This window comes from Sphingomonas longa (genome assembly GCF_016892685.1).
Classification (GTDB): domain Bacteria; phylum Pseudomonadota; class Alphaproteobacteria; order Sphingomonadales; family Sphingomonadaceae; genus Sphingomonas; species Sphingomonas longa.
In genome coordinates this window covers 234,532-256,015 of sequence record NZ_JAFEMC010000003.1, presented here as the reverse complement: position 1 = coordinate 256,015, position 21,484 = coordinate 234,532, and the positions used below count along the sequence as shown (strand labels likewise).

The window sequence follows — 21,484 nt, the reverse complement described above, 5'->3', positions numbered from 1 at the left end:
TTCGGCTTTGACGCGGCCACGGACAAAGGTCAAAATTGTTCCACGTGGAACAGCGTCATTTTCCCAAGCAAAAGCGCGAAAAGAGTGCATCCAGCATCGCTTCGGTAGCATCCGCCCCGGTAACCGCTGCCAACGCTTTGAGCGCAATCCGGAGGTTCTCACCCAGCAAAAGCGGATCGCGCGTAGCATCAAGCAATGCATGTGCCGCAGTGCGGCATAACTCAGCTTGGTGGGCCCTTAAAGGAACGAGGTCGATGGAGGGTATCAGCGTGACGGCCCGCGCCGATATGGCGTTCCAAACGGCTTCTATAGATTGGGGGTCCGACTGCGATATCACGACGTCAGCATTCGTCGGCACCACTCGTCGATCTGGCAGATCGCTTTTTGCGTGTACCCTGATCGCGTCCTGACGTGGAGGTGCTCCGTCCCCCAGCCACAACACGATATCGCCCGCATCGATGGCCTGCTCCGCCCGGCCGACTCCGATGGCTTCGACGATGTCATCGGTTCTGGTCAGGCCGGCCGTGTCCGTCAGCCGATACGCCAGCCCTCCGCGTGCGACCTGTACTTCGATCCGGTCGCGGGTCGTCCCCGCGATCGGCGACACGATCGCGGCGTCCTGTTCTGCCAACAGGTTCAACAGGGTCGACTTGCCGGCATTCGGAGGACCCGCCAAGACGACGACGATGCCGCGGTGCAGCGCATCGACGGGGGGCGCCGACGCAACGTCGTGGATTGATGTTCCGAGCGTTCGCGCATCGAGAGCTATGGCATCGATATCTTCGTCGACGGCATCGTCCTCGCCATAGTCGAGCACCGCCTCGATACGCGCCGACAGGATCGCCAACTCAGTGATCCAGCCCTCGATCGAGCGGCTGACATTCCCCTCGGCAGCGGCGATCGCCACGCGACGCTGCCCCTCGGTTTCGGCGGCCAGCAGGTCTGCCAACCCTTCCGCTTCGGTCAGATCGATGCGCCCGTTGGTCAATGCTCTCCGCGTGAACTCGCCGGGTTCCGCGAGACGAACGGTGGCGCTATCGACCAGCGTCGTCAGGATCGACGCGACCACGGCGCGTCCGCCGTGGCAGTGGATCTCGACTAGGTCCTCCCCCGTCGCCGTGGCGGGTCCGGGAAAGGCCAGCATCAAGACGCGGTCGAGCACCGAACCTGCGGGATCTCTCAGGGTTCGCAGCTTCGCCGTTCTTGGTGACGGCAGCGATCCTGCAAGCGCCTCCCCCGCCGCAAACGCCGCCGGTCCGCTAACCCGGATCACCGCAATGGCCGCCGGCGGCTGACCGCTGGATACCGCCGCGATCGTATCGATCATCCCTTCGATGCCGCGCCGATCGTACCGGCACTGTCGAGCATCTGCCGCCAGAATTTCATGCCCGCGTCACCCATCGGGGCCCAGCTTTTCAGCATGCCCTCCAGCAGTTCGGGCTGGACCTTCCCCTGCATCACCTCCTGCATCATCGCAACATATTGATCGTGCAGCGGCGTCAGGTCCGGCAGGCCCATGGCCCGACGGGCCTCGTCTGGCGTGCAGTCGATCTCGATCGTGACCTTCATATCGCATGTCCTCCGCCGCCGTGGCGCCGCATAGCGCCACGACCGCGTGTTCCCGTCAACCGGATCACCCGAACAGGCTGGCGACGCCCAGCGTGTTCTCGCTACCGACCCAGCCTTCGTAGATCATCTTGAACGCCACGAAGACGATCACGGCAAGGCCGACATAGGCGATCCAGCGATACTTGTTGATGATGCGCGCGATGAAGTTCGCCGCCAGCCCCATCAGGGCCACCGACAGCAGCAGGCCGACGACGAGGATGCCCGGATGCTCGCGCGCCGCCCCTGCGACCGCCAACACGTTGTCCAAGCTCATCGATACGTCGGCGACGGCGACCGCCCAGGCCGCTCCGGCGAAGCTCTTCGCCGAGCGAATGCCCGACGCTTCATCACCAGCAATTTCATCGGAGCCGGGGTTGTGTCCACCCTCGCGAATTTCGCGCCAGAATTTCCAGCTCACCCACAACAGCAACAGGCCACCCGCGAAGATCAGGCCGACGATGCCCATCAGCCACGTGACGATCAACGCGAACAGGATGCGCAGCACCAGCGCCGCGCCGATGCCGATCAGGATCACCTTCTTGCGCTGCTCGGCCGGCAGGCCCGCCGCCAGCGCCCCGACGACGATCGCATTGTCGCCCGCAAGGACGAGGTCGATCATCAAAACCGATCCGAACGCGGCGAGTGCCGCGGGCTCGGTGATGTTCGAGAAGTCCGCGACGATATGCTGCCAGATCTCGGCGGGCGAACCCGGTCCGCTCGCGACGGCCGCGGCTAGAAGGGTGAGGATAGACATGTCGGCTCCCGATGACGCATTCGTCACCTCATAGCGCAACAGGCGGGTGTTACGAGCGAAAGTCGCTTAATTCGGTCGTCCTCGACACTTGTGGTGGCCGCGACGCGGGCAAAGCCCGCGTCGTCGGACGGGCGCAATTTGCCCGCCGGCCGCGCTCGGGCGAGTCCTGCCGCAAGGTGGGGCAGGCCGCCCCGCCCGTTACTGATTCATGCTGTCGAAGAAGTCGTGGTTGGTCTTCGAATTCTTCATCTTGTCGAGCAGGAATTCCATCGAGTCGATCGTGCCCATCTGCATCAGGATGCGGCGCAGGACCCACATCTTGGACAGCTTGTCCTTCTCGACCAACAGCTCTTCCTTGCGAGTGCCGCTCTTGCCGACGTCCAGCGCCGGGAAGATGCGCTTGTCGGCAACCTTGCGATCGAGCACGATTTCCGAATTGCCGGTGCCCTTGAACTCCTCGAAGATCACCTCGTCCATGCGGCTGCCGGTGTCGATCAGCGCGGTGGCGATGATCGAGAGCGAGCCGCCCTCCTCGATGTTACGCGCCGCACCGAAGAAGCGCTTGGGGCGCTGCAACGCGTTGGCGTCGACACCGCCGGTAAGGACCTTGCCCGACGACGGAACGACGGTGTTGTAGGCACGGCCGAGACGCGTGATCGAATCGAGCAGGATCACGACATCGCGCTTGTGCTCGACAAGCCGCTTCGCCTTTTCGATCACCATTTCGGCGACCTGCACGTGGCGCTGGGCCGGCTCGTCGAAGGTCGACGACACGACTTCGCCCTTCACCGATCGCTGCATGTCGGTGACTTCCTCCGGCCGCTCGTCGATCAGCAGCACGATCAGGAACACTTCGGGATGGTTGTCGGTGATCGCCTTGGCGATGTTCTGCAACATCACCGTCTTGCCGACGCGGGGCGGTGCGACGATCAGCGTACGCTGGCCCTTGCCCTGCGGCGAGACGATGTCGATAACGCGCGCCGACTTGTCCTTCTGCGTCGGGTCCTCCGGGTCGAGCGTCAGCTTCGATTCCGGATAGAGCGGCGTGAGGTTGTCGAAATTGACGCGGTGCCGGACCATGTCCGGATCGTCGAAATTGACGGCGGTCAGCCGCACCAGCGCGAAATAGCGCTCGCCGTCCTTCGGCCCGCGGATCTCGCCCTCGACCGTGTCGCCGGTGCGCAGCCCGTGCTTGCGGACCTGATTGGGCGAGACATAGATGTCGTCCGGGCCGGCAAGGTAATTCGCTTCCGGACTACGCAGGAAGCCGAAACCGTCCTGCAACACCTCGATCGTGCCCAGCCCCATGATCTGGTCGCCACGCTCCGCCTGTTCCTTCAGGATGGCGAACAGCAGGTCCTGCTTGCGCAGCGTCGACGCGCTTTCGACGCCCAGTTCCTCGGCAAGCTGCACCAGCTCGGCGGGCGTCTTCTTCTTCAGGTCTTTGAGATGCATGGAAAGGTCCGGATGCGAGCGTCGGGCGGCGAAGGACTCGCGATCATACCGATGCTGGAAAGGCGCGTGGAACGCGGCAGGACGCCGCTACGCGAGACAGGGAGGTAAGCGGCTCGCTTCCTCCCGTCAAGCAGGGTTCGTCAAGCAGGGTTCAGGGTTTTACGATCACCAGCACCACGATCAGCGTCACCGCCAAAGCCGGTACCTCGTTCAGCATCCTGAGCTTGCGCCCGTCGAGCGTCGGCTTTCCGCGCGCGAGCTTCTTCGCATAGCCGATCGCCCACCCATGATAGCCGGACAGCAGGAACACCAGCAGCAGCTTGGCGTGGAGCCAGCCCAGCCCCGACACACCGTCGAACAGCCCCAGATTGGCTGCCAGCATCAATCCGAGCACCCACACGACAACCAGCGCCGGCGTCAGGATGATGTGGCGGATCTTGCCCTCGCGCGATACCCATTCGGCCGCTTCCTCGGTGCGGCCGGCGGCCAGCGCCTCCTGATGATAGACGAGGTAGCGCGGCAGCATGAACAGCCCTGCCATCCAGAAGATGACGAAGATCAGATGCGCCGCCTTCACCCAGTCATAGGTCGCGCCCAGCCAGCCGATCATCGATCCCTCCTTACGTGCGCAATCAACCGTTCGACGTGCGCGATCGGCGTGTCGGGCAGGATGCCATGGCCCAGATTGAAGACGTGCGGCCGCCCCGCCAGCGCTGCCGTGATACGGTCCACCGCCCGATCGAGTTCCGCACCGCCCGCGATCAGCGCCAGCGGGTCGAGGTTACCCTGCACCGGCATGCCCTCCGGCAACACGCTGTTCGCCCAGGCGGGATCGACCGTCTCGTCCAGCCCCAGCGCATCGACCCCGGTCTCGCGCGCATAGGCGGGCAGCTTGCCCCCCGCCCCCTTGGGAAAGCCGATCACCAGCAGGTCCGGCCGTTTCGCCTTCAGCGCCGCGACGATCGCCGCATTCGGCGCGATCACCCAGCGTTCGAACTGCGCAGGGCTCAGCGATCCGGCCCAGCTGTCGAACAGCTGCACCGCCTCCACGCCCGCATCCGCCTGCGCGATCAGATACTCGACCGTCATCGCCGCGATCGCATCGACCAGCGCCTGGAATGCGCCGGGATCATTATAGGCGACACGCCGCGTCTCGCCCTGATCCTTCGATCCCTTGCCCGCGACCATGTACGTCGCGACCGTCCAGGGCGATCCCGCGAAGCCCAGGAACGTCGTCGCTCCACCGTTCAGGGCGGGCAGTTCCGCCGCGACCCGACGTACCGTGCCGTAGACCGGCTCCAGCCGCTCCGGCACCCGCTCCAGCGCGTTCAGCGCGTGGTTCATCAGGGCCGGCTCCAGCCGCGGCCCATCGCCCACCCCGAAACTCAGGTCCTGGCCCAGCGCCCACGGCACCATCAGGATGTCGCTGAACAGGATCGCGCCGTCGAACCCGAAGCGCCGGATCGGTTGCAGCGTCACCTCCGCCGCCGCGACCGGATCGGTGGCGAGTGCAAGGAACCCCCCCTTCTCCGCCCGCAGCGCGCGATATTCCGGCAGGTACCTACCCGCCTGACGCATCAGCCACAGCGGCGGCACCGTGGGAATCGCACCCTTCAACACCGCGAGGAGCGGCTTGTGGCTCGAATCGGTCAGCGTCCTTCTTCCTTAAAGAAGAGTTAAAAATAGGATGAGGTAGTGGATGGCGCGTTGGCACCGGGGATTAGGCATCCGTCCCGGAAATGCCAACAGCTTGACCGCGCGGGAGTCGCTGAATCACGCGCGATTCGGACCAAGCGTCCCCGTTTTTCACAGCCTGTGGATAAAATGCACGGTTGTGGACGCGCCTGTGGATGAAATGCCGATTGTCCACCATCACGGCCTCGCTTGGCCGGGTGGGCGGGTTACGCTACCTCTCATCCCCATGTTATCCACAGATCGGTCCACAGCATCGCTCATCGGCCCCGCGACCTGTCCCGCCGCCCATCCTGCTCCGCCACGATGACGACGCGGCTTCACCTGCATTTGCTGTCGGATTCGACCGGCGAGACGCTGGAGAACATCGCCAAGGCAGCGCTCGCGCAGTTCGACGATGTCGAGACGGTCCGCCACTTCTGGCCGATGGTACGGACGGAAATGCATCTCGACCGCATCTTGGCGGAGATCGCTCAGAATCCGGGCCTCGTCGTCTACACGCTGGTCAATCCGGCGATGCGGCGGACACTGGAGACGCGCTGTGCCGGGCTCGGGCTACCCGCCGTCGCGCCGCTCGATCCCGTCAACGACGCGCTGTCCGCGATGCTGGGTCAGCAGGCCAAGGCGCGGCCGGGGCGGCAGCACGTGCTCGACGCCGCCTATTTCGCGCGCGTCGATGCGATCCAGTGGACCATCGCGCATGACGACGGCATCGCGCACGAGGAGTGGGAGGAGGCGGACATCGTCCTGGCGGGCGTCAGCCGCTCGTCGAAGACGCCGACCTCGATCTACCTCGCCAATCGCGGCTTCAAGACCGCCAACATCCCGATCGTCGTCGAGAGTCCGCCGCCGGCGTCGCTCTACCGCCTGCGCAATCCGCTTGTCGTCGGGCTGACGACCAGCGCCGATCGCCTGATCCAAGTACGCCGCAACCGCCTGTTGTCGCTCAACCAGCAACCCGACACCGCCTATGTCGAGGAGGAAGCCGTGGTCCGTGAACTCGCCTTCGCGCGCCGCATGTTCGCCGACAATGGCTGGCCGGTGATCGACGTCACCCGCCGGTCGATCGAGGAAACCGCCGCGGCGATCGTGTCGCTCGCAAACCAGCGGGAGGTCTGAGGATGGGGCTGCCGTCGGTCTCCCAAATGACGTTGACGTCCCTCCCCGGCGAAGGCCGGGGCCCAGTTGCTGCGCACCAAGTGAGTCCCACCGCCGTGACCACAACGGGACGACCTTCGCCGGGCAGGAATTAGAGTGCTGCCCCTGCAACATTCCGTGCTCCCGCGCATGTGGGAGCCTAGTGCCTTCTAACCCACGAATCACCGCTCACCCCGGATCGCTGTGTCCGCGCCTTCGCGGGATACTTCGGACCAGAACCACCGCGCAGGAATGCTCCACCGATGACCCTCATCCTCGCCTCGCAAAGCGCCTCCCGCCGCGCCATGCTCGACGCCGCCGGCGTCCCGTTCGAGGCGGTCGCCGCCAACGTCGATGAAGAATCCGCGAAGGCCGCTCTCACCCACCTCTCGCCTCGCGACCTCGCGGATGCGCTGGCGGAACTGAAGGCGGTCAAGGTCGCCACCCGCCTGCCCGGCCTCGTCCTCGGCTCCGACTCGCTGGTCGCGCTCGCCGACGGCACCCGCCTCGACAAGCCGGAGAGCCGCGAACAGGCGGCCGCGCATCTGACTCGCATGAGCGGCGGCACGCACGACATCTGGAGCGCGGTGGTGATCGCCGAACAGGGCCGCCCGGTCTGGCGTCACGTCGAACGCGCGCGGCTGCATGTACGGCCGCTGTCCTACACCTTCATCGAGGCGTATCTGGATATGGAGTGGCCGGTCATCGCGGGATGCGTCGGCTGTTTCAGGATCGAGGGGCCGGGCGTGCAGCTGTTTGCGAAGATCGAGGGAAGCCATTTCACCATTCTCGGCATGCCGCTGCTGCCGGTGCTTGCCTATCTGCGCGAACGCGGCGTGTTGCCGAAGTAGAGGCACACGCTGGATCGCCTCCACTTCCTCCACTTCGGGCCTCCACTTCGAAGGAAATCAATGCCCTACGCAGACGTGATCGGGGACCCGATCAGCCACTCCAAATCGCCGATCATCCATCGTTTCTGGTTGGAGGCGCTGGGCATCGGCGCCGATTACCGCGCGACGCACGTCGCGCCGGATGACCTCGCCGCCTTTCTCGAAGGTCGCGCCGCTGACCCCGACTGGCGCGGCTGCAACGTCACCGTCCCGCACAAGATTGCGGCGCTCGACCACGTCGCCGACCCTGGTGACGTTCGAACTTCGATCGGCGCGGTGAACACCATCTTCCGTCAGGCGGACGGCACTCTGGCCGGCACCAACACCGACGCCGCCGGCTTCTGGGCACCGATCGCTGACCTCGATCTCGCCGGACAGCCGGTGACGGTGATCGGAGCGGGTGGTGCGGCGCGCGCGATTCTGTGGGCGCTGGCGCAGGTCGGCGTCGGCCCGGTGACGGTGATGAACCGCAACCCGCTCAAGGCCGCGGCGCTGTTGTCTCACTTCAAGCTCAGGGGTCAGGCGCTGCCGCTCGGTCCGTCCGCGCCGCCGTCCGCGCTGCTCGTCAACGCGTCGAGCCTTGGGATGGTCGGCCAGCCGCCGCTGTCGCTCGACCTGTCCGCCCTGCCCGACCACGCCGTTGTCTACGACATCGTCTATGCGCCGCTGGAGACGGAGCTGCTGGCGGCGGCGCGCGCGCGCGATCTCGACACGGTGGACGGGCTCGACATGCTGGTGGCGCAGGCGGCGGCGGCGTTCGCGATCTTCTTCGGCAAGGACCCGCCCCGCGACCGTGACGACGATCTGCGCGAGTTGCTGACGGCCTGATGTTGACCGTCGGCCTCACCGGATCGATCGGCATGGGCAAGTCCACCGTTGCGGCGATGTTCGCGGCCGAGGGCGTGCCGGTGTTCGACGCCGACGCGGCCGTCCACCGCTTGCAAGGCCCCGCGGGTGCCGTCGTCGCCGCGATCGAGGCGGCGTTTCCCGGCACGACCGGGGCCGGCGGCGTGGATCGCACCGCCTTGTCGGAGGCCGTTCTGGGCGACGACGCGGCGATGAAGAAGCTGGAGGCGATCGTGCATCCCGCCGTCGCCGCGGAACGCGCCGCCTTCGTGACGGCGCATGCCGATTCGCCGCTGATCGTCTTCGACATTCCGCTGTTGTTCGAAACCGGGGGCGATGCGCGCGTCGACCGGGTCGTCGTCGTCTCCGCCACTGCCTCGGTGCAGCGCGCCCGCGTCCTCGCCCGCTCTGATATGACGGAGGCGAAGTTCGCCGCGATCCTCGCGCGGCAGCTGCCCGACGCCGACAAGCGCGCGCGCGCGCACCTCGTCATCGCGACCGACGTGACATTCGACGAAACCCGTGATGCGGTTCGCCGGGCGATCTCTTGCCTCCGCGCGTCGACGGGCGGATAAGGTCCCCATGCGCGAGATCGTGTTCGATACCGAAACCACCGGATTCAAGTTCGCCGAGGGCGACCGGATGGTGGAGATCGGCTGCGTGGAGCTGTTCAACCGGGTCGAAACCGGCCGCACCTTCCACGCCTATTATTGTCCCGAGCGTCCGATGCCGGCGGAGGCGCAGGCGGTCCACGGCTTGTCTGACGCCTTCCTGTCCGACAAGCCGGTGTTCGCGGCGGGTGTCGCCGACCTGCTCGACTTCATCGGCGACGCGCCGTTGATCGCGCACAATGCCGGCTTCGACTTCGCCTTCCTGAACGGCGAACTCGGGGCGTGCGGCTTTCCGCCGATCTGCACCCGGACGCGGATGGTCGACACGCTGCAGATCGCGCGGTCGCGACATCCGGGGGCGAAGCACACGCTCGACGCGCTGTGCTCACGCTTCGGGATCGATCGTTCGCACCGCGTCCTGCACGGCGCATTGCTCGACGCGCAGTTGCTGGCGCAGGTCTATGTCGAACTGATGGGCGGGCGGCAGATCGGGCTCGGCCTCGTCAGCGACATCATCGTCGCCGATACGGGGCCGGTCGTCGCATCCGCCCCTCGCATCGTCCGGCCGCCGCGTGTTTTCACAGTGCCGGAGGGAGAACTTCTCGCGCATGCCGCGTTCATGAAGGGCATTTCAGATCCGCTCTGGGGGGCCGTGGCGTCCGGTTGACGCTGTTTCGAACGAAGCCAACAGGATCGTTCGAGAGACATGGAGAAGACGATGGATATCCGGATTTCAGGTCATCAGGTCGAAACGGGCGAAGCGCTCAAGACCCATGTTCAGGACCGACTCCAGGGTATCGCCGACAAGTATTTCAGCCGCGCCATCTCTGCCGAAGTCACCTTCGGCAAGGGGCCGCATGATGTCGGGTTCAAGTGCGATATCGTCGCCCACGTGATGAAGGGCCTGGTGCTGAAGGGTCGGCACGAAGCGCAGGACGCGCATCCCGCCTTCGACGGCGCGGCGGAGAAGATCGAGAAGCAGCTGCGCCGCTACATGCGCCGCCTGAAGGATCGCCACGCCGCCGAGACGATCGAGATCGCGGAGGCAGGTGCCTACGACAATGCCGGCTATACGCTGTTCGCCGAGTCAACGTCCGAGGAGGAAGAGGCCGACGCCCCCCTGATCGTGGCGGAGACGCGCGTCGACATCCCCGATGCGTCGGTCGGCGATGCGGTCATGATGCTCGACCTGCGCAACACGTCGGCGCTGCTGTTCAAGAATTCCGGCACCGGGACGTACAACATGGTCTATCGCCGCGGTGACGGAACGATCGGCTGGGTGGAGCCGCAGCGCGCCGCCTGAGCCCTTCCCTTGCTCCCCCCGCGCCAGCCGCTATGGCCCGCGCGGGGGCCTTCATGACCGGGACAGCTTCGTGATTACCGATTTCAGCGACTTGCTGCGTCCCGACGCCGTCGCCACCGGCTGGAACACGGCCACGAAGAAGGCGCTGTTCCAACAGGTCGCCAACAGCTTCGAAATCCTGCGCGTCGGCGACGCCCGGACGATCGCCGATCGGTTGGCGGAACGGGAGAAGCTCGGCTCGACGGGGTTCGGCGGCGGCGTCGCGATCCCGCATGCCAAGCTGCCCGACCTGGCCGCCCCTACCGGCCTGTTCGTGCGCCTGTCGCAGGCGATCGACTTCCAGGCGGTCGATAACTTGCCCGTCGATCTGGTGTTCGTGCTGCTGTCGCCGGTCGACGCCGGATCGGACCATCTGAAGGCGCTCGCCCGCGTGTCGCGGCGGCTGCGCGACCGGTCGTTCCTGGGCAAGCTGCGCGGGGCCGGATCGCGCGACGCGCTCTATGCGCTGTTCACCGCCGACGAGAGCCGGCATGCCGCCTGAAAGCGGGGAGTCGGCGCATTTTCGGGCGCTGGAGCAACTCTACGCAGAGGCGCCGATCAACCGCTTCTTCGAATCGTCGCTGGAGATCCCCGAAAGCGGCGTCGCCCGCATCCGTTTCACGATCGACGACCGCTATTACCACGCCGGCGGTGCCGCGCATGGCACGAGCTATTTCAAGATGCTCGACGATGCCGCCTTCTACGCCGCGAATAGTCTGGTCAGCGATCGCTTCCTGCTGACGACGGCGTTCAACCTGTTGCTGACCAAGCCGCTGACCAGCGGCCCGGTGGTGGCGGAGGGGCGCTGGATCAGCGGCAAGCGCCGCGTCTTCGTCGCAGAAGCGCGCCTGATCGATGCGGATGGCGAGGAAGCGGCGCGCGGGACCGGCACCTTTATGCGGTCCCGCATCCCGCTCGCGACCTTGCCGGGGTACCGCGCGTGAGCGACCGGCTGCCGAGTCATCTGCTCGTGTCGGCGATGCTGCGACGGGCGAACGACAGCGGCGGGATGGGTATGGTGCTGGCGAAGGGCGATGCGCAGGCCGGCGCGATCCTGGCCGTGACGATAGAACCGGGCGGTGCCGAGCGGTTGTTCGAGCGGGCTTTCGACAGGCTCGGTCGGGTCGCGATCGTCGAGTCGACACCGGCGGAGGATGTCGTCGGCTACTGGCGGCGGAGGCGCTCACGCGACCCCGATCTGTGGGTGATCGAACTGAACGTCCCGGGGGCGGAACGGCTCGTCGCTGAAATATTGGCGGCGAATTGACTCGTTAACTCGCTTCGGCGAGCGCGGTTCCACTGAAAACACGCGTTGTGCCGTGTCCGGGTGCGATCCGGGTCGGTGACGCAGTCGGGGGGCAGCCCGGACGACCACCGCAGGTGGTCGGGTCCGTGATCTCACCGCATGTCGTATAGAGTGAATGACCGTTTTTGCCCGGTTCGCGACTGCCGCGACCATGTCCCTTGCGCTGGCCGGCCTACTCGGCACCAGCACGCCGACCCTAGCACAAGAGGTTCAGACCTCCGTCGCCGTGTCGGCCCCCGCGGTGGAGTCCACAGTCGAGCAGACCGCTCCTGTCGAGACCGCCACCACCGATTCCTTCGATACCCTGGCCGACGCCGTCGACGCGCATGATGACAATGCGACCGCTTCGACCTCCGCGATGCGCTGCCTGGCCGGTGCGATCTACTTCGAATCCAAGGGCGAGCCGCTGTCCGGTCAGCTCGCCGTCGCTCAGGTCATCCTGAACCGCGTGAAGTCGGGGCGTTTCCCGACCGACGTTTGCGCCGTCGTCAAGCAGCGCGGGCAGTTCGGCTTCGTGCGCGGTGGTGAGATCCCCGCGGTCAACGAGGGCGCTCGGTCGTGGCGCACCGCGATCGCCGTCGCCCGCGTCGCGATGGCCGACATGTGGAAGGCCGCCGCCCCCAAGGCGCTGTACTTCAATACGCCGGGCCGCCTGCCGGGATCGGGCCTGACCAAGATCGCCGCGATCGGCAATCACATCTTCTATCGCTGAACGTATGACGGCGGGGCTTGCCCGCCGTTCGTGTTACGTTCTATGAGCGGGGGCGATGCTGGACGTCGCCTCCTCTTCGTGTCTGGATGATGGCAATCCGCTGCTCTGCGCCGCCGATGTGGCGCGCGGAGTCACGCGGATGCTGCTGCGTCACGACCTCGTCACCCTTCCCGAAGTGCCGCTGGACGGTGGCCGCCGTGCCGACCTGATGGCGATCGATGCGCGCGGGGGGCTCGTCGTGGTCGAGATCAAGGTGTCGCGCGCCGACCTGCTGGGTGACGGCAAGTGGCCCGATTATCTGGCGCATTGCGACCGCTATTTCTGGGCGGTGCCGGCGGGGTTCGACCTGTCGCCGCTGGACGGTCCCGCATTCCTGCCGGAGCGGACGGGCGTGATCGTCGCGGATCGTTACGATGCGGAGATCGTCCGTCAGGCGCATACGGTGCCTCTTCCCGCGCATGTCCGCAAACGGTGTACCCTCGCGTTCGCGCGGCGGGCGGCGCGGCGGCTGACGGCACTGGCCGATCCCGAGGCGGCGGCGCTGCCGTTCGAGTGACCCTCGGGCACTGATTGGCCAAGTTGTTGTAATCGCTGGGGGTCGCCCTGGAAGGTTAGGCTAAGGTTAGTCCAACGTCGTTGGTTCGCAGGGTTCGCTTTCCACACGTCAGGGCTGGCGAGTTCAAAGAGCAAGCGCAGGCGGAGCCTTGGACGACGCGTTCAGCGTGGCACGAACCGGGCGCTGTAGGACAGCTTCCATCGGTATTTTGTTGGAGCGATCAGCGGGCGGGCGTCGGCGCGACGTTGCGTCCCGGCTTCAATCGATCGCGAGAGTAGCGGACTGGCAGCGTGCGGGGCGGGGATGCCGGGACAAGGCCGGCATGACGGATGAGGTTGGGGCCGCCCGGGTCGCGCCGTCGCCGGAGATCCCAGCGTTCGCTGGGATGACGAGGGAGTGATCGTGCACCAGCCCGTGGCATTCGCGCGAGCGACGCCACGGGTGCCCCGGATTGCATCTGTGCTTCGGCAGGCTCAGCATAATCGACTCAAGCTGATGCCGTCAGGCTCTAGAATTTCGGGCCGGCGACCTGAGCCTGCGTCTTCTTCGGCGTCTCGGCGAAGATCTTGGCGATGGCGGAGTTGCGCGGGTCGTTGGTGGCGTATTCGCGGGCCGACTGGCCGGTCTGGCGATCCTGCTGGTCGGGATCGGCCTTGGCGGCGATGAGCAGGCGGACCATGTCGATGCTGCGGTTCTGCGTCGCCAGGATCAATGGCGTGATGCCGGTCTGATTGGCGAGGTTCGGATTCGCCTTTGCCGCGGACAGGATCGGGATCATGTCCGACTGGCCGCCCTGCACGGCGAGCAGCATGGGCGTGTTGCCCTTGCCGTCGCGCAGATTGGGATCGGCACCCTTTTGCAGCAGGAAGCGCAGATAGGTGCTGTCGCCGCGCTTCACGACGATGTGCAGCGCGCCGTCGCCGGAGGTGACTTCGCGGGTATTGATGATGTTGCTGCCCGGCTTGTCGAGCATCGCGATCACGTCGTTGCCCTTCGCATCGCGAACGGCACTGAGGAATTTGTAGCTTTCGGATTGCTGCTGCGCCGCCACGGGGGCCGTCAGCATCAAGATAGCTGCCGAAATCAATGCCTTGCGCATCATGCGAACGGGGTCCTTGGAACGATAACCGGAATGCTTGCGCGACACCGGCTAACAGATCAAGGCTGGCACCGCCATGAACAAGCTTCTTCTCGCCGGACTTGTCCTGCTATCCGCCTGCCAGCCCGCGCCGACCGAAAAGCCGCCGCTGGAGGGTGCGCGGATCGGTGGTCCGTTCACGCTGATCGATCAGAACGGGCGCGCCGTGACCGACCGCAGCTTCGCGGGCCAATACCGAATCATGTATTTCGGCTATACGTTCTGTCCCGACGTCTGTCCGACCGATGTGCAGTCGATTTCGGCGGGGCTGAAGCTGGCCGAACGCGATGCGCCGGGCAAGGCGGCGAAAGTGGTGCCGGTCTTCGTCACGGTCGATCCCGTCCGCGACACCGTGCCCGTGCTGAAGCAGTTCGTTTCGGCCTTTCATCCGCGCCTCGTCGGCCTGACCGGCGACGAGACCGCGATCGCGGCGATCAAGAAGGCGTATGCGGTCTATGCCGCCAAGGGGGCGGCGACGCCCGGCGGCGGCTACCTGGTGGATCACAGCCGCACTGCCTATCTGATGGACCCCGACGGCAAGCCGCTGGTGCTGGTGCCGCAGGACGAGGGGCCGCAGGCGGTCGCCGACACGATCGAGAAGTGGGTACAGTGATCGACAAGTTCTGGGAACGACCGATCGAGACGCTCGACCGTGGCCAGTGGGAAGCACTGTGCGACGGATGCGGGAAATGTTGTCTTCACAAGCTGGAGGACGAGGATACCGGCGAACTGCACAGCACCAACGTGGCGTGCAAGCTGCTCGACCGGCGCAGCGGCCAGTGTTCGGATTATCGTCACCGGCGCGCTTATGTGCCGGAGTGCGTCCGACTGACGACGCGCAACGTGCGCGACATCGACTGGTTGCCGTCGACCTGCGCGTACCGGCTGCGCGCGAACGGTGAGCCGCTGCCTGACTGGCATTACCTCGTCAGCGGCGACCGCGAGGCGGTGCATGCGGTCAAGCAGTCGGTGCGCGGCTGGACGGTCAGCGAAACGGATGTCGGCGACCTGGAGGATCACGTCGTCGACCGCATCCTGTGAGCGCATCGGCGGTGGAGGCGGCGGGGATCGACGTGGTCCGCAACCCGCGCGCGCGCCGGTGTACGCTTTCCCTCGATAGTGCGACCGGACGCGCGCGGCTGGTGTTGCCGCCGCGCGCTGCGCTCAAGCCGGCACTCGTCTGGGCGGCGGGCAAGGCGGCGTGGTTGGCGGAACAACGCGCGCTACTGCCGGTGGCGCGGCCGTTCGTGCCGGGAACGACCATCACCGTCGCAGATGAGGTGCTGACGATCGTGCGCGATGAGGGATCACGCCGCGCACTCGTCCGGGACGGCGACCGGCTGCTCGCGGCGGGGCCGGAAGAAACGATCGGCCGCCGGGTCGAGGCGTGGATCAAGCGGCGTGCGCTCGACCTGCTGAGTGCCGAAACGCAGGAGTACGCCGCGCTGGCCAAGGTGACGGTCGCGTCGGTCGCGATCGGCGACGCACGGCGGCGCTGGGGAAGCTGTGCGTCGACGGGCGTGATCCGCTACAGCTGGCGGCTGATGCTCGCACCCGGTTGGGTGCGTCGTGCGACCGTCGCGCATGAAGTGGCGCACCGGGTGCATATGAATCACGGGCCGCAGTTTCATGCCTTGGTCGCCGACCTGTACGGCCGCGACCCGACCCCTGCGCGCGTCTGGCTGCGCGAGCACGGCGCGGCACTTCACTGGGTGGGGCGGTCGTCCTGAACCGGTACCGGCTGGCGGACCGGCGGTAGCGGCTGACGGATCGGGGCGGGCAGGGGCTGCCGGCCCGGTGGTACCACCTCGCCAGCGGTCGGATCGCGCGGCGCATCGCGAGGGGGCCCATCACGCCCGGTCACGCGGTCGATCAGGTCGTCGAGCTGCTGCCGCGAGGTGTCGTCGTCGGGGCGCTCGTCCGGCGCACTGGGATCGACCGGCTGCGCGGTCGATGCGCCCGCGATGGGATTGCCGTTCTCGTCCACCATCTGGCCGCTATTGTCGGGCTGGCCGAAATAGCTCTCCTCGTCGGGTTCGATCTGCCACTCGGGCAGCGTCACCTGCGTGTCGAACTGCTCGATCGGGCGCTTGGCCGTGGCAGGGCGCATGAAGGCGGCGAAGGCGCGCGCGGGCGCGGTGCCGCCATGCAGACCACGAATCGGGCGGGCATCGTCGCGACCCATCCACACGCCAGTGGTCAGGCCGCTGGAGAAGCCCAGGAACCACCCATCCTTCAGCGAGGTGGTGGTGCCGGTCTTGCCCGCGACCGGACGGCCGATCTGCGCCTCCCGCCCGGTGCCGGTGTTGACCGCGGTCTGAAGCAGGTCGGTCATTTCCGCTGCGACGTAGGGCGCGACGAGGACGCGGCTGGTATCCGCCTGATGCTGGTAGATCACCTCTCCGTTCGCGGTCACGCGGGTGATCCCGTAGGGGACGATCGCGACGCCCTTCGACGCGACGCTGGCGAAGGCGCGGGTCATGTCGATCAGGCGAACGTCGGACGTGCCGAGCACCATCGCCGGATGCGTGTTGATCGGCGTGGTAATGCCGAAACGGCGGGCCATGTCCGCGATCGTGGTGAAGCCGACCTCCTGCCCCAGCTTCGCCGCGACGGTGTTGAGCGAATAGGCGAAGGCGGTGCGCAGCGACACGTTGCCGCTGTTGCGGCGGGAATCGTTGCGCGGGCTCCAGCCGTCGATCGTGACGGGCTCGTCGACGATCGTGTCTTCCGGCTTGTGGCCTGCCTCCAGCGCGGCGAGGTAGACGAACAGCTTGAACGCGGACCCCGGCTGGCGGACCGCCTGGGTCGCGCGGTTGTAGATCGAGGACACATAGTCGGTGCCGCCGACCATCGCGCGGACCGCACCGTCGCGGTCGAGGCTGACGAGCGCACCCTGCGCGCCGCCGGGGACGTTGGCGCGGATCGCCGTATCGGCCTGACGTTGCATCGCCGGGTCGATCGTCGTCCACACCTCCAGCGGGGCCTGCGTCTCGTCGATCAGCGTATCCAGTTGCGGCAGTGCCCAGTCGGTGAAGTAGCGCGCGCTGTTCTGCTGCGCGCCCTGCACCAGTTTCAGCGCCTCCGGATTGGCTTCTTCCGCCTGCAACTGCGTGACGTAGCCGTTGCGCACCATCTGCTGGATGACGACGCCCGCGCGACCCCGCGCGGCGTCGGCGTCGGCGGTGGGCGAGTAGTTGGAGGGGGCCTTGACCAGGCCGGCGATGACGGCGGCCTCGGCCAGATTCAGCTCGTCCGCACCGTGGCCGAAGAATTTGCGGGAAGCCGCATCGATGCCGTACGCGCCGCCGCCGTAATAGACCTTGTTCAGGTACAGTTCGAGGATCTGGTCCTTCGAAAACTTGCGTTCCAGCGCCAGCGCTAGGATCGCTTCGCGAAACTTGCGGCCGAACTTCTTCTGGCTCGACAGGAACACGGTGCGGGCGAGCTGCTGCGTGATCGTCGAGCCGCCCTGGATCCAGCGACCGCGTTCGTAGCGGACCTCGACCGAGCGGGCGATGCCGATCGGGTCGACGCCCAGATGGCTGCGGAACCGGCGATCCTCGACCGCGACGGTGGCGTCGCGCATAACAGTGGGGATGCGGCTGTAGGTCAGCCATTCGCCATAGCTGGGGCCGAGCGAGGCGATCACCGAACCGTCGCTGGCGTGGACGCGGATCATCTGGCCGTTGGGTGAGGATTTCAGCTCCTCGAAGCTCGGCAGTTGCGACCGCGCGACATAGACGGCGATCACCAGCGCGCCGAGCGCGAGGACGCCGAGGCCGATCAGGATCTTGACGAGAAGACCGAGGCGGCGACGCCAGGGCGAGCGGAGAGCTTTACGCGTGCGGGCCATGTAGGCGGCACGAATTACGCGGTAACCGTGCCCGCCACAAGCGTTACCGCGTCAGGCCTTGCGTGGCCGAAACTCCAGCGCGACCGAGTTCATGCAATAGCGCAGGCCGGTCGGCGGCGGACCGTCCGGGAAGACGTGGCCGAGATGGGAATCGCAGCGGGCGCAGCGGGTTTCGGTGCGGACCATCCCGTGGCTGCGATCGGAATGATCGGTGACGCTATCTTCCGCCAGCGGCTGCGTGAAGCTGGGCCAGCCGGAGCCGCTGTCGAACTTGTCGGCGCTGTCGAACAGTTCGTTCGCGCAGGCGGCGCAGCGGTAGATGCCGTCCGCCTTGTTGTCGGTCAGCGCGCCGGCGAAGGCCCGCTCCGTCCCCGCTTCGCGCAGGACGTGATATTGCTCCGGCGTCAGCTTGCGACGCCATTCGGACTCGGACAGATTCAGATGTTCCATGTCGCTAATCTCGGATCGAGGGAGCGGAGCGTCAATGGCCAGCGTGACCGATCCGGGTCAGTCGCGCGACGATCTGGATCAATGCGGGACGGGCGGCGGCGACGAGCAGCGGTGCGAGCGGACCTTCGCCGATGCCGCGGATCAGGCCGGCGACGCCGATCGGGCGGTGGACGGCGCGCGCGAAGCCGGGCTGCCAGCGTCGTGCCGCGTCGGGTCCACCACGCGTATAGGCGTTCGCGGCGGCGATGCCGCTGGCGATGGCGATTCCCATCCCTTCGCCGGCGAGCGACGGGATGACGCCGGCCTGATCGCCGAGCCGGAAAAGTCCCGCGGTACCGCTGCGCTGACGCCAGCCATAGGGGACGTTGGCGACGGCATCGATCGCGGCGCCCGCGGCCATGTGCGCGATACGGTCGCCGAGGTGGGGGTTTTCGTTGCCGAGCGCCGCGAGGAGGGCGAGGGGCGACCCGGCTTCGGTCAGGCGGGAGCGGTGGACGGCCATGCACAGGTTGACGCTGCCGTCCTCCTGTCGCGCGATGCCGGCATAGCCGCGGTCGAACAGGTGTAGTTCGATCGTGTCGCCGACCAGCGCGTCGAGTTCGGGCGCGGCGGCGAGGCGGACGCGCAGGCCGAGCGTCGGGTCCCGCCCACGCGCCGCTTCGGGCCGCGCAAGCCCGCGCAGGTCGTGCTTGCCGGTGGCGAGGAACAGCGCGTCGGTTGCGACGGTGGTGCCGTCGTGGAGGCGGATGCCGTCGTCTTCCACCGCCCGCGCACCGACCCCACGCTCGATGGCATCGACGCGGTCCAGCAGGAGCGTATCGAGGCGGTGGCGCGAGACGCAGACGGCAGGGCGGGGCAGGGGGGCCTCCGCCATGTGATCGCCGGCGAACAGGCGGACGCGGGTGACGCGGTCGCGGTTCAGATCGTCGGCTTCGACTCCGAGCGTCGCCAGCGTTTCCAGCGTTCGCCAGCTCAGGAAGCCGCCGCACAGCGCGTCACCGGTTTCGCGCGTCCGCTCCAGCACGAGCGCGGGGGTGCCGCCGCGCGCGAGGGCGATGGCGGCGGCGGCACCGGCCGGACCGCCGCCGACGATCAGCGCAGCGTGTCGACGCACAGCCGGAACGGGAAAGTGCGGTAGACGCGGGCGTGATCGATGCCGGCTTCATGCAGGATCACGGGCCATTCGGCGGGGCGATAGCTGCGCGCGATCGACAGGGTGCCGTCGTGGCGGACGATCGGGTGCCAGCGCGCGAGACGGGCGAGCAGCGGGAAGCCGGCATGCGCGAAACCGTGACGATGGAGGTCGTTGACCAGCCAGCACCGCGCGTTCGCGTCCATGAAGCGCAGGAAGGCGACGAGCTGGTCGTGACTCATGTGATGCGCCACGAGGCTGGAGACGATCGCATCCCACTTTCCACCTTGATCGGCATAGTCGCCGGTCACCCAGCGGATCCGCGAATCGGCTGACGTATGCGCGCGCGCGGCCTGTTCGGAGCGGGGATTGAGGTCGACTCCGACCAGTTCGGCCTCGATGCCGCCCTTCATCGCCCATCGTTCGATCCGGCGCAGCATGTCGCCGTCGCCGAAGCCGACATCGAGCAGGCGCAGCCGTCGACCTGTGACGGCACGCTTGAGGAAGGCCATGGTCGGGCGCGCTGCCAGCGTCACGGCGTTCACGCGCGCGAGGTCCGCTACGACGTCGGCGTAGACGGCGGGGTCGAGGTCGTCCGCGTCCATCAGCTCCTCGGCCTGGGCGCGGACCGCGAGGGTCATGACGCGCTCCGGAATCCGAAGCCCTCCGCCGCGAGGCCGGGGCCGAACGCCAGCGCAACGCCGTGCTCGACCGGTGGTCCGGCGAGCAGCCGTTCGAGCACGAACATCAACGTCGCGGACGACATGTTCCCGTGATCGGCCAGCACGCTGCGCGACGGCGCGAGCGCGTCGCCGGGCAGTGCCAGCGCCTGCTCCACCGCATCGAGGATCGATCGGCCGCCGGCATGCACGGCCCAGCCGTCGATCGCGTGCGCGTCGCGACCGGCGGTGACGGTGGTGCGGAAGGCGTCGTCGTCCAACGCATCCGCAATCCGGCGCGGAACCTCGCCCGACAGGTGCATCGCGAAGCCAGTATCGGTGATCGCCCAGCGGATCAGCGCATCGCTGTCGGGCAGCGTTGCGGCGAACGGCGCGTCGAGCGCGAAGCCATGAGGTTCGTTCGTGACCAGGGCCGCGGCCGCACCGTCGCCGAACTGCAGCATCGCCAACAGCGGCTCCAGCGCGGTCGTCTCCTGCAAATGCAGCGTCGACAGTTCGCAACAGATCACCAATACGCGGGCATCGGGTTCGGAGCGCACCAGATGCCGGGCAGTGCGCAGCGCGGCGACCGCGGCATAGCAACCCATGAAACCGATCAGCAGCCGCTCGACCGATCCCGGCAGGCCGAGGGCCCGCGCGACGATCTGATCGAGACCGGGCGCGACGAAACCGGTGCAACTGGCGACGACCAGATGGGTGATGCCGTTTAAGTCGGCACGGTTCGCGAGGGCGGCGACGGCGTCGAGGCTGAGCGCCGGCGCGGCTTCTGCGTACAGCGCCATGCGGGCTGCCGTGCCGGGCATCGCCTCCGCATAGAAGCCCCCCGGTGAGACGGGGGACAGACCTTCCGCGGTGGGGGGCAGCACCGACCAGCGATGCCCGATGCCGGATCGCCGCGCCATGCGTGCGAATAGTCGCGCATCCTCGGCGGCGACGCGTGCGCCGGCCCAGTCGATGAAGGCGTGATGGATATCGTGCGGTGGCGTCGCCGTACCGACTGCGTTGAGATAGGCCGACACTGCGGGGTAAGCGGACACGGGCAAGCGGTTGCGACCTTCGATCAGCGGTGGCGCGGACCATCAGGAGGAACCGCGCACAACGTCAACGCATCAATCGCCCGCTTCGCTGCACAGGTTAGCACGCATCCGGTTCATCATCGTCATGATCGCCGCCAATGCCGAAGCGCTCCTCGACCAGGGCAATCGCGTGGCCGACATAGGCGGCCACGACATGCTCCTCGAGCTCTTCCAGCTTGATGCACGCGGCGCGGAGTTGGGTATGCACCCATTGCACATCCTGCCGACGATCGTTCGAAGCGA

Annotated in this window: 27 protein-coding genes; 14 read left to right on the top strand and 13 right to left on the bottom strand. The window is 67.0% G+C overall.

What is annotated here, in order from left to right:
- Nucleotides 1–55: 55 nt before the first annotated feature.
- From mnmE to hemE, 6 genes are all read right to left on the bottom strand, one after another.
- Nucleotides 56–1,327, bottom strand: coding sequence for a tRNA uridine-5-carboxymethylaminomethyl(34) synthesis GTPase MnmE (gene mnmE, locus ILT43_RS11185; protein WP_204199049.1), 1,272 nt, complete (start codon nt 1,325–1,327; stop codon nt 56–58).
- Nucleotides 1,324–1,569, bottom strand: coding sequence for a DUF6489 family protein (locus tag ILT43_RS11180; RefSeq protein WP_204199048.1), 246 nt, complete (start codon nt 1,567–1,569; stop codon nt 1,324–1,326). Before ILT43_RS11180 ends, mnmE begins: the two co-directional genes overlap by 4 nt.
- Before the next feature lie 64 nt (nt 1,570–1,633).
- A complete protein-coding gene (locus ILT43_RS11175) occupies nt 1,634–2,362 on the bottom strand; it encodes a TerC family protein (RefSeq protein ID WP_204199047.1) in 729 nt (242 codons plus the stop codon).
- A 198-nt stretch (nt 2,363–2,560) separates the two neighbouring features.
- Complete coding sequence (gene rho / locus ILT43_RS11170; protein ID WP_055844563.1) at nt 2,561–3,817, bottom strand: transcription termination factor Rho; 1,257 nt, start codon at nt 3,815–3,817, stop codon at nt 2,561–2,563.
- A 151-nt stretch (nt 3,818–3,968) separates the two neighbouring features.
- The gene (locus ILT43_RS11165) at nt 3,969–4,427 is read right to left on the bottom strand and encodes a CopD family protein (protein ID WP_204199046.1); all 459 of its coding nucleotides are present in this window, start codon (nt 4,425–4,427) and stop codon (nt 3,969–3,971) included.
- Nucleotides 4,424–5,470, bottom strand: a complete 1,047-nt coding sequence (gene hemE / locus ILT43_RS11160; RefSeq protein ID WP_211534502.1) for a uroporphyrinogen decarboxylase — start codon at nt 5,468–5,470, stop codon at nt 4,424–4,426. Before hemE ends, ILT43_RS11165 begins: the two co-directional genes overlap by 4 nt.
- A 345-nt stretch (nt 5,471–5,815) precedes the next feature.
- Here hemE and ILT43_RS11155 point away from each other — a divergent pair, with 345 nt between their 5' ends.
- The 11 genes from ILT43_RS11155 (at nt 5,816) to ILT43_RS11105 (ending at nt 12,909) form a co-directional block, all read left to right on the top strand.
- On the top strand, nt 5,816–6,628 hold the full coding sequence (locus ILT43_RS11155; RefSeq protein ID WP_055844568.1) for a pyruvate, water dikinase regulatory protein: 813 nt from the start codon (nt 5,816–5,818) through the stop codon (nt 6,626–6,628).
- Between the two features lie 281 nt (nt 6,629–6,909).
- Nucleotides 6,910–7,497, top strand: coding sequence for a Maf family protein (locus ILT43_RS11150; RefSeq protein WP_204199044.1), 588 nt, complete (start codon nt 6,910–6,912; stop codon nt 7,495–7,497).
- Between the two features lie 60 nt (nt 7,498–7,557).
- Nucleotides 7,558–8,364, top strand: coding sequence for a shikimate dehydrogenase family protein (locus tag ILT43_RS11145; RefSeq protein WP_204199043.1), 807 nt, complete (start codon nt 7,558–7,560; stop codon nt 8,362–8,364).
- Nucleotides 8,364–8,957 carry a dephospho-CoA kinase gene (gene coaE / locus ILT43_RS11140; RefSeq protein ID WP_204199042.1) on the top strand — a complete coding sequence of 198 codons (594 nt, stop codon included), beginning with the start codon at nt 8,364–8,366 and terminating at the stop codon, nt 8,955–8,957. The genes ILT43_RS11145 and coaE overlap by 1 nt, the downstream gene beginning before the upstream one ends.
- A 7-nt stretch (nt 8,958–8,964) precedes the next feature.
- Entirely contained in the window at nt 8,965–9,660 is a 696-nt protein-coding gene (gene dnaQ, locus ILT43_RS11135) for a DNA polymerase III subunit epsilon (RefSeq protein ID WP_204199041.1), read from the top strand.
- A gap of 51 nt (nt 9,661–9,711) precedes the next feature.
- Nucleotides 9,712–10,296 carry a ribosome hibernation-promoting factor, HPF/YfiA family gene (hpf, locus tag ILT43_RS11130; RefSeq protein WP_211534464.1) on the top strand — a complete coding sequence of 195 codons (585 nt, stop codon included), beginning with the start codon at nt 9,712–9,714 and terminating at the stop codon, nt 10,294–10,296.
- A gap of 73 nt (nt 10,297–10,369) precedes the next feature.
- Entirely contained in the window at nt 10,370–10,837 is a 468-nt protein-coding gene (locus ILT43_RS11125; protein ID WP_211534501.1) for a PTS sugar transporter subunit IIA, read from the top strand.
- Nucleotides 10,827–11,279: a PaaI family thioesterase gene (locus tag ILT43_RS11120; RefSeq protein WP_204199038.1), complete on the top strand. Its 453-nt coding sequence runs from the start codon at nt 10,827–10,829 to the stop codon at nt 11,277–11,279. The genes ILT43_RS11125 and ILT43_RS11120 overlap by 11 nt, the downstream gene beginning before the upstream one ends.
- Complete coding sequence (locus tag ILT43_RS11115; RefSeq protein ID WP_204199037.1) at nt 11,276–11,602, top strand: DUF1491 family protein; 327 nt, start codon at nt 11,276–11,278, stop codon at nt 11,600–11,602. The genes ILT43_RS11120 and ILT43_RS11115 overlap by 4 nt, the downstream gene beginning before the upstream one ends.
- 154 nt (nt 11,603–11,756) lie before the next feature.
- Complete coding sequence (locus ILT43_RS11110) at nt 11,757–12,353, top strand: cell wall hydrolase (RefSeq protein ID WP_204199036.1); 597 nt, start codon at nt 11,757–11,759, stop codon at nt 12,351–12,353.
- Nucleotides 12,354–12,408: 55 nt separating this feature from the next.
- The gene (locus tag ILT43_RS11105; RefSeq protein ID WP_204199035.1) at nt 12,409–12,909 is read left to right on the top strand and encodes an MmcB family DNA repair protein; all 501 of its coding nucleotides are present in this window, start codon (nt 12,409–12,411) and stop codon (nt 12,907–12,909) included.
- Nucleotides 12,910–13,417: 508 nt separating this feature from the next.
- Here the strand turns inward: ILT43_RS11105 and ILT43_RS11100 are convergent.
- Nucleotides 13,418–13,975 (bottom strand): ankyrin repeat domain-containing protein, encoded by a 558-nt coding sequence (locus ILT43_RS11100; RefSeq protein ID WP_204199034.1) that lies wholly within the window; start codon nt 13,973–13,975, stop codon nt 13,418–13,420.
- A gap of 109 nt (nt 13,976–14,084) precedes the next feature.
- Between ILT43_RS11100 and ILT43_RS11095 the strand changes: the two genes are divergently transcribed.
- From ILT43_RS11095 to ILT43_RS11085, 3 genes are read left to right on the top strand one after another with little or no spacing between them, the layout of a single operon-like run.
- A complete protein-coding gene (locus ILT43_RS11095) occupies nt 14,085–14,660 on the top strand; it encodes an SCO family protein (protein WP_204199033.1) in 576 nt (191 codons plus the stop codon).
- Nucleotides 14,660–15,088 carry a YcgN family cysteine cluster protein gene (locus tag ILT43_RS11090; RefSeq protein ID WP_425530303.1) on the top strand — a complete coding sequence of 143 codons (429 nt, stop codon included), beginning with the start codon at nt 14,660–14,662 and terminating at the stop codon, nt 15,086–15,088. Before ILT43_RS11095 ends, ILT43_RS11090 begins: the two co-directional genes overlap by 1 nt.
- Nucleotides 15,085–15,777: a YgjP-like metallopeptidase domain-containing protein gene (locus tag ILT43_RS11085; protein ID WP_204199031.1), complete on the top strand. Its 693-nt coding sequence runs from the start codon at nt 15,085–15,087 to the stop codon at nt 15,775–15,777. Before ILT43_RS11090 ends, ILT43_RS11085 begins: the two co-directional genes overlap by 4 nt.
- Here ILT43_RS11085 and ILT43_RS11080 read toward each other — a convergent pair.
- The 6 genes from ILT43_RS11080 to ILT43_RS11055 all read right to left on the bottom strand — a co-directional run bounded on the left by ILT43_RS11080 (nt 15,753) and on the right by ILT43_RS11055 (nt 21,449).
- Complete coding sequence (locus tag ILT43_RS11080) at nt 15,753–17,903, bottom strand: transglycosylase domain-containing protein (protein ID WP_204199030.1); 2,151 nt, start codon at nt 17,901–17,903, stop codon at nt 15,753–15,755. The genes ILT43_RS11085 and ILT43_RS11080 overlap by 25 nt on opposite strands.
- A gap of 51 nt (nt 17,904–17,954) precedes the next feature.
- A complete protein-coding gene (msrB, locus tag ILT43_RS11075; protein WP_204199029.1) occupies nt 17,955–18,353 on the bottom strand; it encodes a peptide-methionine (R)-S-oxide reductase MsrB in 399 nt (132 codons plus the stop codon).
- 31 nt (nt 18,354–18,384) lie between these two features.
- Nucleotides 18,385–19,467 carry an FAD-dependent monooxygenase gene (locus tag ILT43_RS11070; RefSeq protein ID WP_204199028.1) on the bottom strand — a complete coding sequence of 361 codons (1,083 nt, stop codon included), beginning with the start codon at nt 19,465–19,467 and terminating at the stop codon, nt 18,385–18,387.
- Nucleotides 19,446–20,126, bottom strand: a complete 681-nt coding sequence (locus ILT43_RS11065; RefSeq protein ID WP_204199027.1) for a methyltransferase domain-containing protein — start codon at nt 20,124–20,126, stop codon at nt 19,446–19,448. The genes ILT43_RS11070 and ILT43_RS11065 overlap by 22 nt, the downstream gene beginning before the upstream one ends.
- Nucleotides 20,123–21,208 carry a type III polyketide synthase gene (locus ILT43_RS11060; protein WP_425530298.1) on the bottom strand — a complete coding sequence of 362 codons (1,086 nt, stop codon included), beginning with the start codon at nt 21,206–21,208 and terminating at the stop codon, nt 20,123–20,125. The genes ILT43_RS11065 and ILT43_RS11060 overlap by 4 nt, the downstream gene beginning before the upstream one ends.
- Nucleotides 21,209–21,299: 91 nt before the next feature.
- Nucleotides 21,300–21,449 carry a hypothetical protein gene (locus ILT43_RS11055; protein WP_204199025.1) on the bottom strand — a complete coding sequence of 50 codons (150 nt, stop codon included), beginning with the start codon at nt 21,447–21,449 and terminating at the stop codon, nt 21,300–21,302.
- Nucleotides 21,450–21,484 lie beyond the last annotated feature (35 nt).

Coding starts and splice junctions, on each gene's coding strand:
- hpf (WP_211534464.1), top strand. CDS start 9,712: ATGGATATCCGGATTTCAGGTCATCAGGTCGAAACGGGCGAAGCGCTC.
- ILT43_RS11120 (WP_204199038.1), top strand. CDS start 10,827: ATGCCGCCTGAAAGCGGGGAGTCGGCGCATTTTCGGGCGCTGGAGCAA.
- ILT43_RS11180 (WP_204199048.1), bottom strand. CDS start 1,569: ATGAAGGTCACGATCGAGATCGACTGCACGCCAGACGAGGCCCGTCGG.
- ILT43_RS11150 (WP_204199044.1), top strand. CDS start 6,910: ATGACCCTCATCCTCGCCTCGCAAAGCGCCTCCCGCCGCGCCATGCTC.
- ILT43_RS11080 (WP_204199030.1), bottom strand. CDS start 17,903: ATGGCCCGCACGCGTAAAGCTCTCCGCTCGCCCTGGCGTCGCCGCCTC.
- coaE (WP_204199042.1), top strand. CDS start 8,364: ATGTTGACCGTCGGCCTCACCGGATCGATCGGCATGGGCAAGTCCACC.
- mnmE (WP_204199049.1), bottom strand. CDS start 1,327: ATGATCGATACGATCGCGGCGGTATCCAGCGGTCAGCCGCCGGCGGCC.
- dnaQ (WP_204199041.1), top strand. CDS start 8,965: ATGCGCGAGATCGTGTTCGATACCGAAACCACCGGATTCAAGTTCGCC.
- ILT43_RS11165 (WP_204199046.1), bottom strand. CDS start 4,427: ATGATCGGCTGGCTGGGCGCGACCTATGACTGGGTGAAGGCGGCGCAT.
- ILT43_RS11175 (WP_204199047.1), bottom strand. CDS start 2,362: ATGTCTATCCTCACCCTTCTAGCCGCGGCCGTCGCGAGCGGACCGGGT.
- ILT43_RS11145 (WP_204199043.1), top strand. CDS start 7,558: ATGCCCTACGCAGACGTGATCGGGGACCCGATCAGCCACTCCAAATCG.
- ILT43_RS11065 (WP_204199027.1), bottom strand. CDS start 20,126: ATGACCCTCGCGGTCCGCGCCCAGGCCGAGGAGCTGATGGACGCGGAC.
- ILT43_RS11110 (WP_204199036.1), top strand. CDS start 11,757: ATGACCGTTTTTGCCCGGTTCGCGACTGCCGCGACCATGTCCCTTGCG.
- rho (WP_055844563.1), bottom strand. CDS start 3,817: ATGCATCTCAAAGACCTGAAGAAGAAGACGCCCGCCGAGCTGGTGCAG.
- ILT43_RS11100 (WP_204199034.1), bottom strand. CDS start 13,975: ATGCTGACGGCCCCCGTGGCGGCGCAGCAGCAATCCGAAAGCTACAAA.
- ILT43_RS11105 (WP_204199035.1), top strand. CDS start 12,409: ATGCTGGACGTCGCCTCCTCTTCGTGTCTGGATGATGGCAATCCGCTG.
- ILT43_RS11095 (WP_204199033.1), top strand. CDS start 14,085: ATGAACAAGCTTCTTCTCGCCGGACTTGTCCTGCTATCCGCCTGCCAG.
- ILT43_RS11155 (WP_055844568.1), top strand. CDS start 5,816: ATGACGACGCGGCTTCACCTGCATTTGCTGTCGGATTCGACCGGCGAG.
- msrB (WP_204199029.1), bottom strand. CDS start 18,353: ATGGAACATCTGAATCTGTCCGAGTCCGAATGGCGTCGCAAGCTGACG.